Genomic DNA, 6,783 nt, shown 5'->3' with positions numbered 1-6,783 from the left:
AGCTGATAGAAACAGAAGCCACTGGAGCACCTCAAAAACACCATCATACACTAAATCAGTAAGTTGGCAGCATCACCTAGTTTCGCGTGGCAATACATCACTGGCAATAAAACGACATATCCAGAAAAACATACAGTAAGTAAATGATATTCTCCGATTTATCTTAATCGGTTATGAATAACGGCAAAGGGTTTTATTTTTTCCTATACTTACTCAGCACTCACAAATAAAGGAACGCCAATGAAAATTATACTCTGGGCTGTATTGATTATTTTCCTGATTGGGCTACTGGTGGTGACTGGCGTATTTAAGATGATATTTTAAAATTAATTAATGTCATCAGATCCGAAAATAACAAGAATATTTCAGTCTCTCATCCTGTTGCGCTCCTGTCATGTGCATTGCTTCATATAATCACTGGCGCAAGGAGCGCGCAGGGGGCGGCCAATCGCCGCCGCCCCCTGCACCCCCGGGCTCTGGCGAACAAAACCGCCGCTACGCGGTGCCCTCGGCTTATCCCTTGCGGCTACCGGGTCGGGCGCGAGGTAACATCCCTGTAAAACGCGCCCTCAGCCCACATCCATGTGGGCTGCCCCGGCCTCCAGGGAACGCCTCGGCGATTTTGGCGCCACCAAACAACCGTGCGGCCTATTGATAAAGAGCTAACACATTGTCAAAAAACATCACTATGGTTTTTAGAGTTTCTCGATATCAATTGCCTGAATAGCCCTTGCAATATCAGGGGAATTATTCAACACCCGAACATGCTGAAATAATTCCGTTGCTTCATCGTATTCTTTACGCAAATAACTCAACCACTGTTTAATTCGCGCGACGTGATATAGCCCAGTATCGCCCTGCTTTTCCAGACGGGTATATTTTTGCAGCAAAGCAACCACCTCCGGCCACGGCATTCGCGGTTCGTTATATTTTACCACCCGGCTCAGGTTGGGAATATTCAGCGCCCCGCGACCAATCATTACCGCGTCGCAGCCGCTCATCGCCATACATTGTTGCGCACTCTGCCAGTCCCAGATTTCACCGTTGGCAATCACCGGAATATTCAGCCGCTGGCGAATTTCACCAATCGCCTGCCAGTCAATATGCTCCGCACGGTAGCCCTGCTCTTTTGTCCGCCCATGCACCACCAGTTCCGTGGCGCCAGCCTGTTGAACAGCATCGGCAATTTCAAACTTCTTATCGCCGCTGTCCCAGCCAAGCCGCACTTTCACGCTGACGGGTAAATGCGCCGGCACAGCTTCGCGCATCGCTTTTGCCCCCTGGTAGATGAGCTCGGGATCTTTGAGTAACGTCGCCCCGCCGCCGCTACCGTTAACCGTTTTCGATGGGCAACCGCAATTGAGATCCACGCCCCAGGAGCCTAACTCCACCGCACGAGCGGCATTTCCCGCCAGCCATTGCGGGAACTGCCCCAGCAGTTGTACGCGCACCAGCGTACCGGATGGCGTTCGACTGGCATTTTGTAGTTCAGGGCAAATGCGATGAAAGACTTTTACCGGCAGCAGTTGATCGACCACGCGGACAAATTCGGTGATGCACAGATCGTAGTCGTTAACTTCGGTCAGCAATTCACGCACCAGAGAGTCAAGCACACCCTCCATCGGCGCCAGTAGTACACGCATATCATCACCCGCAAAAAAATGAGGCGCTATGGTAGCGCCTCCGGCCAGCGGATTAAAGTGCTCAGCGTGGTTGCAGACAGTTATCTTCTTTCCAGCCGTACAGCCACTCCATACCACGATAAAACTCTGCCTGCGATTTCCCTTTCCACAGCAGGTTACGTACCTGGCGTTCGACCCCCGCAGCGTGGTATACCCGCCCCATTTCACGGGTTGACCAGACGATGCGCGCGGTGCGTGGAATACGTACCGACTCATACAGCGCAAAGGCTTGTGCCGCATCGCCGTCACATTCTGCAAGCGCCTTACCGAGCGTCACCGCGTCTTCCAGTGCCATACAGGCACCCTGCGCCATATATTGCGCCACCGGATGCGCCGCATCGCCCACCAGCGTTATGCGCTTCGTTCCCCACTTCGCCACCGGTTCGCGGTCGGCAGTTGACCAGCGTCGCCATGAGGTCGGTTTATCCAGCATCTGGCGCGGGCGTGGATGAATGCCTTCAAAATAGGAGAGCACTTCCTCTTTGCTGCCATCCTTCACGCCCCACTCTTCCTGCTGGCGACTGTGGAATGTCACCACCAGGTTATACTGCTTGCCGCCGCGCAAAGGGTAATGCACCAGGTGACAGTGCGGCCCCGCCCACAGTACCGGCGCGTTAATACGCAAATCTTCCGGCATATCGGCACAATCGATAACCGCACGGTAGACCACATGCCCGGTAACGCGCGGCACATCGCCTAATAAGCTCTGACGCACCACTGACTTCACGCCATCACAGCCAATCAGAATATCGCCGCTCCAGCTATTGCCGCGATCGTCAAAAACGGTGACATCGTCTTCCGTCTCACGAATATCCACCACCTGTGTGGAGGTGTGATATTCGACGTCCGGATGCGTCAGTACCGCTTCCCACACCGAGGCATGGATATCAACGCGATGGATCACCGCGTAAGGGCCGCCAAAATGGTCACGAAAGGCCTGCCCGGTTTCAATGCGCACCACCTCTTCGGCGTTTACTGCGTCCATCATGGTGATGTGATCGGTAAACACCGCGCGCTGACGGGCAATTTCCCCGACGCCAAGACTGTCCAGCGCCGAAAACGCGTTTGGCCCCAACTGGATGCCTGCGCCAATCTCACCGATTTCATGTGCCTTTTCCAGCAGCACGACTTTGATCCCCAGGCGGGCCAGTGACAGCGCAGTTGCCGCACCGCCGATCCCGCCTCCCACAATTACTGCGCGTGTCGCTTTCGTCATTATGCTTCTCCTGGTCAGGCTGAAATTTTATCTTGTTGATTTTCTGGCGCGGCAGCTATAAATGCTGGCAGCTGCGTGCAGGCGTCGTACACCACTTTACAGCGCGGATATGCACTCAGGTCACAGTTCATGCGTAACGCATTTGCCCACTGTGGGACAAGGCAGCAGTCTGCCAGCGTCGGCGTCTCGCCCACACAAAATTGCCCCGACTGGCTCTGGCGCAGCAGTTGTTCCACCGCGCTTAACCCTTGCTGGATCCAGTGCGCATACCAGCGTTTTTTCTCTTCTTCACTGACGTTCAGTTCTTCGGTCAGGTAGCGCAGCACACGCAAATTATTCAGAGGATGAATGTCGCAAGCGATGGCATAAACAATTTCCAGGACTTTATTGCGAGCCGGTTCTTCCTGCGGCATCAGCGGAACTTGTGGATAATGACGATCCAGCCAGTCAATTATCGCCAGCGATTGACCGAGTGACTCGCCATCATCGGTCAGCAGCGTCGGCACCAGCCCGACCGGATTCATCCGCCGGTAGGCCAGTTCGTTTTGCTGACCAATGCGGATATTCACCCCTTCGGTCTGGTAATCGATACCCTTTAGCGCCAGCGCGATACGCACCCGGTACGACGCTGAACTATTAAAAAAACTGTACAGCTTCATCTTGCACCTCAGACAATCTTCACCGCGATAGGGGTTAAACCCTCGACGTTGCCCGTGATCACATCGCCTTTCACCACCGGGCCAACACCTTCCGGCGTGCCGGTGAAGATCAGATCGCCCGGTTGCAGTTCAAAGAAGCCGGACAGGTAGCTGATGGTTTCATTCACTGACCAGATGAGATGACGAATATCGCTGCGCTGATGATCTTCGCCGTTAACCTGTAACCAGATTGGCGCGTTCTCAATACCGCCGGTTTCGCTGGCTTTGTGCAGCGGCGCGATCGGCGCAGAGAGATCAAACGCTTTGCCGATTTCCCACGGGCGTCCCATCTGGCGCATTTCCATTTGACGATCGCGACGGGTCATATCAAGCCCCGTGGCATAACCCCAGACATATTCATGGGCGTTTTCCAGCGGGATATCGCTGCCCTTTTTACCAATTGCCACTACCAGCTCAATTTCATAATGGTAGTTATCGGTCTGCGCCGGATATGGCAGCGCCAGCGTTTCGCCAGCGGCAACCGGAACAACGGCATCCGCTGGTTTGCAGAAGAAGAATGGCGGTTCACGATCCGGATCGAAGCCCATTTCGCGGGCGTGGGCAGCATAGTTACGTCCGACGCAGTAAACGCGACGCACAGGGAATTGTTCATCACTGCCAACAACCGGTACGGTAACGGGCGCTTGCGGTTCGAATACATATTGAGTCATTTTTTCTCTCCCAAATTAATAACGCGCTTCGCGGAACAGCCCCAGGGCTTCTTGTACCGGTCTGTCCGAAAAACTAAATAAAACGGTATCTTGCGTGGTCTGGAATGACACGCCGTGCCAGGTCGGCACCACGAAGATATCTTTTGCACTAAAGGTGAAGGTTTCATTGCCGATAGTGACCTGCCCGCCGCCTTCCACCACGTGGTAGATGGTGCTGTCAGTTGTGCGCGCCACGCGGGAGGCGAACCCTTTCGGCAACAGTTGCAGGAAAGCGCCCATCGACGGCATCGGATACCCGCCAGTGACCGGGTTGACGTAGCGCATTTTGTAGCCATCCCACTCATCGGCATCGCCCAGCCGGGTTAAATCGTGCAGCACTTCGCGGCTGCGGTCATAACGGTAGTTAAAGATCGGCGAGGAGTTCCCCGTCTGATGGCGCAGCGGCAACATATTGGCGGCATAACGCGGCAGATAATCCCCCTCTTTGCGCGTTACCGGTTGTTGCTCTTCCGGATAATCTTCGGCAAAACCGCAGCCCAGAGTGTTCACTAATGGCAGATCCAGTCCATCCAGCCAGATAACCGGTTCGTCGCCAGGATTACCGTGATCGTGCCAGCGCCACTGCGGGGTCAGGATAAAATCGCCCTCATTCATTGGCGTGCGTTCGCCATCAACGGCGGTAAATGCGCCTTTACCTTCAACAATAAAACGCAGCGCCGACTGGTTATGACGATGGCTTGGTGCCACTTCGCCTGGCATGATCAGTTGCAAACCGGCATACAAGGTGGCGGTAATAGAGGACTGACCGCGCAGCGCCGGGTTTTCCAGCACCAGTACGCGACGCACCGCCTCTTTCGCGCCAATCAGGCTGCCACTTTCCAGCAACAACGGGCGGATCTCCTGATAATTCCAGTACGCTGGCGCGCAATTAGCGTTGGGCGTTTTCGGCACCAGATGGTGCAACGACTCCCACAGCGGGGTCAGGTTTTGCCCGGAAATGTGCTGATAAAATTGCTCGCGGCTATTTTGATTGTTATCAGTCATTGAGATGCTCCTTATTCGTTCACAACGCCTGCGCGAGGCAGTGAGTCAGGGACAGAGGTCGACTGGCGAACGACGGTAATCAGCAGCGTTAACATCACCGCACTGATCGCCGCAGGCACAGCGATAATGAAAAACAGAGTGTCGAAAGAGAAATTCATCGCCATCATCACGCCGCCAGAAAGCGAACCGACAATCGCGCCGCAGCGACCGACGGCGTTTGACCAGCTCACGCCCGTGGCGCGACTTTGTGTCGGGTAGAGCGTGGCGGTCAGCGCGTTCAGCCCCACTTGCGATCCGCTGATACCAATGCCAGTGCCAAAGACAGCCAGTGCCATCAGCCATAATCCGTCCTGACTTAAGCCAATCATCACGATGCATACAACGCCTATGGCATAGCTCAGCGCCAACACGCGGAAAGGATTGAATTTATCCATCAGTACGCCCAGCGCCAGCGCGCCCAACGTGCCGCCAATCTGGAATGCGGCGGTGACCCAGGACGCATGTTGCAGGTCGATACCACGATGGTTAAGCAACGTCGGCATCCAGCTTGAGAGCAGGTAAATGATCAGCAGGCTCATGAAGAAAACGACCCACAGCATCAACGTGATGGTTAACTGACGCCCGGCAAACAACTGGCGAATGCTGCCTTTGGCAATAGCGGCTGGTTCATTGAGATAAAAGTGGGTATCGACATAACGCTCGCGAGTCATGGCACTCACGGTTTTTGCAATTACCGCCTGCGGTAACTGGCGACGCACCTGCCAGCGTGGCGATTCCGGCAAAACCACCACCAGCGCGACAAATAAAATCAGCGGTAATACGCCTCCCAGCACCAGAATGCCGTGCCAGCCAATCACCGGCACCAGTTGCGCGCTGACAATCCCGCCAAAGGCTGACCCCAGCGTGAAACCGCAAAACATCAGCGTTACCAGCGCGCCTCGACGACGAGCTGGCAGATATTCCGACGTCATGGTGATGGTATTCGGCATTGCGCCGCCAAGACCTAACCCAGTGAGAAAGCGCAGGATTACCAGTGTTTGCAGATCTGGTGAAAAAGCAGAGGCAAGACTTAACGCACCAAATAAAAAGACGCACAACTCAATGACCCGTTTACGACCAAAGCGATCGGACAACGGGCCGCAAAGCAGCGCGCCTGCGGTTAATCCCAACAGACCCGCGCCAAACAGCGGCGCGAGATCGCCTGCGGAGAGTTGCCAGTGAGTACGAATATCGGGAGCGATAAAGCCGATAGCCGCCGTGTCAAAACCATCGAGCATTACCACCAGAAAACAGCAGATGATAACGCGCCACTGCATCTTGCCGACCGGAGCGGCATCGATCAGTGCTTGTAAATCACGTCGTTGAGTCATAGTGAATGCCTCAGTGCAGGTAAGGTAGATGTTTCTATTGTTTTGTATATGTTGCGATATTGTGATTAAAGAGATGAAATGTACAATGGCATTTTCGGCAGA

At 54.5% G+C, this 6,783-nt stretch carries 7 protein-coding genes; 1 reads left to right on the top strand and 6 read right to left on the bottom strand.

All coding sequences use genetic code 11. From position 1 onward, the window contains the following. The first annotated feature begins 240 nt into the window (after positions 1–240). The gene (yohP, locus tag FC814_RS23075; RefSeq protein WP_000691708.1) at positions 241–324 is read left to right on the top strand and encodes a small membrane protein YohP; all 84 of its coding nucleotides are present in this window, start codon (positions 241–243) and stop codon (positions 322–324) included. Between the two features lie 371 nt (positions 325–695). Here yohP and dusC read toward each other — a convergent pair whose 3' ends face one another. The 6 genes from dusC to FC814_RS05205 all read right to left on the bottom strand — a co-directional run bounded on the left by dusC (position 696) and on the right by FC814_RS05205 (position 6,681). Further along, entirely contained in the window at positions 696–1,643 is a 948-nt protein-coding gene (gene dusC, locus FC814_RS05230) for a tRNA dihydrouridine(16) synthase DusC (RefSeq protein ID WP_137325607.1), read from the bottom strand. A gap of 61 nt (positions 1,644–1,704) precedes the next feature. Beyond that, positions 1,705–2,898, bottom strand: coding sequence for a 3-hydroxybenzoate 6-monooxygenase (locus tag FC814_RS05225; protein ID WP_137325606.1), 1,194 nt, complete (start codon positions 2,896–2,898; stop codon positions 1,705–1,707). 14 nt (positions 2,899–2,912) lie between these two features. Then, on the bottom strand, positions 2,913–3,557 hold the full coding sequence (gene maiA / locus FC814_RS05220; RefSeq protein WP_000781175.1) for a maleylacetoacetate isomerase: 645 nt from the start codon (positions 3,555–3,557) through the stop codon (positions 2,913–2,915). 8 nt (positions 3,558–3,565) lie between these two features. Continuing rightward, positions 3,566–4,267 (bottom strand): fumarylacetoacetate hydrolase family protein, encoded by a 702-nt coding sequence (locus tag FC814_RS05215; protein WP_000196042.1) that lies wholly within the window; start codon positions 4,265–4,267, stop codon positions 3,566–3,568. Positions 4,268–4,282: 15 nt separating this feature from the next. Continuing rightward, positions 4,283–5,311, bottom strand: a complete 1,029-nt coding sequence (gene gtdA, locus FC814_RS05210) for a gentisate 1,2-dioxygenase (RefSeq protein ID WP_000131692.1) — start codon at positions 5,309–5,311, stop codon at positions 4,283–4,285. A gap of 11 nt (positions 5,312–5,322) precedes the next feature. Then, entirely contained in the window at positions 5,323–6,681 is a 1,359-nt protein-coding gene (locus tag FC814_RS05205) for an aromatic acid/H+ symport family MFS transporter (protein WP_000194207.1), read from the bottom strand. Between the last annotated feature and the right edge of the window lie 102 nt (positions 6,682–6,783).

The organism is Escherichia sp. MR (assembly GCF_005280595.1).
Lineage (GTDB): Bacteria > Pseudomonadota > Gammaproteobacteria > Enterobacterales > Enterobacteriaceae > Escherichia > Escherichia ruysiae.
Note: the sequence above shows the minus strand (reverse complement) of the source record. Positions and strands in the feature narration are given on the sequence as shown.

Coding starts and splice junctions, on each gene's coding strand:
- maiA (WP_000781175.1), bottom strand. CDS start 3,557: ATGAAGCTGTACAGTTTTTTTAATAGTTCAGCGTCGTACCGGGTGCGT.
- gtdA (WP_000131692.1), bottom strand. CDS start 5,311: ATGACTGATAACAATCAAAATAGCCGCGAGCAATTTTATCAGCACATT.
- yohP (WP_000691708.1), top strand. CDS start 241: ATGAAAATTATACTCTGGGCTGTATTGATTATTTTCCTGATTGGGCTA.
- dusC (WP_137325607.1), bottom strand. CDS start 1,643: ATGCGTGTACTACTGGCGCCGATGGAGGGTGTGCTTGACTCTCTGGTG.
- FC814_RS05225 (WP_137325606.1), bottom strand. CDS start 2,898: ATGACGAAAGCGACACGCGCAGTAATTGTGGGAGGCGGGATCGGCGGT.
- FC814_RS05205 (WP_000194207.1), bottom strand. CDS start 6,681: ATGACTCAACGACGTGATTTACAAGCACTGATCGATGCCGCTCCGGTC.
- FC814_RS05215 (WP_000196042.1), bottom strand. CDS start 4,267: ATGACTCAATATGTATTCGAACCGCAAGCGCCCGTTACCGTACCGGTT.